General features: G+C 57.9%; 1 protein-coding gene and 1 pseudogene. Both read right to left on the bottom strand.

Annotated elements, in window-relative coordinates:
- Positions 1-496 (bottom strand): annotated as a pseudogene (gene recD / locus FDW95_RS23545) (exodeoxyribonuclease V subunit alpha); the annotation flags it as partial.
- On the bottom strand, positions 493-857 hold a 365-nt coding region (locus tag FDW95_RS23540; RefSeq protein ID WP_249358943.1), incomplete at its 5' end, for a PD-(D/E)XK nuclease family protein. The pseudogene recD and the gene FDW95_RS23540, both read right to left, overlap by 4 nt.

Genomic DNA, 857 nt, shown 5'->3' with positions numbered 1-857 from the left:
ACGTGGGCGGCGTCCAGTTCGCCGCCACTTTTTGCCAGTTAACGCCCTCTTCTGTTCGCGGAAAAAGCGTCTCCAGCGTCTGGGCCAGCCGCGACTCATCGACGTCGATGGCCAGGTTAACTTCACTGAAAAAGCGGGCGACCGTACGTTCGTTATTCCACATCCGGTTCAGGTACAGGCGATCGCCGTACAGCACCAACGGAGTGGGACGCTCGCCGCGACTCACCGCCACGGAGGCCAGCAGGCATTCAGTCCAGTCTGCTGGTTCACCCGCTTCGCTAAGCCAGGCGCTCAGCAGAGGATGGGCGTCTTCGCTTAAGGATAAACGGGAAAGCGGTAAACAGACGTGTCCCTCACCCGCTTCACGACTGAGTAGCGCCGCTGCCAGCGTGACCGCAGGGTTATCGTTACCGGCAACCGCCAGCGCAAACTGGGCATCCAGCGCCCGGAGCTGCTTTTGCTCTACCGCCTCCAGTAATCGCGTTTGGATTGTCATAACGCCTCCTCCAGTGTCGCACCGGCAAACATCTCGTCCATCAAAGCGACCAATTCTGCGTCAGGTCGGGTCGCGTAAATCCCCTGCTGCGGTTGTTCGCTGTCAACGCCGCGCAGGAAGAGGTAGATGACGCCGCCAAAATGACGTTCATAGTCGTAGTCTGCAATGCGATGACGTAAATAGCGATGCAGTGCCAGGGTATAAAGCTGATATTGCAGATCATAGCGATGCGCCTGCATGGCAGCGGCCATCGCCTGCTGGGTGTACGCCGTACTGTCTTCACCCAGCCAGTTAGACTTGTAGTCGAGCAGGTAATAACGCCCCTGATGACGAAACACCAGGTCGATAAACCCTTTCAGCA

The sequence above is a fragment of the Citrobacter sp. wls718 genome (assembly GCF_005280945.1).
Lineage (GTDB): Bacteria > Pseudomonadota > Gammaproteobacteria > Enterobacterales > Enterobacteriaceae > Citrobacter > Citrobacter gillenii.
The sequence above is the reverse complement of the archived record's forward strand: the minus strand, read 5'-3'. Positions and strand labels throughout refer to the sequence as shown.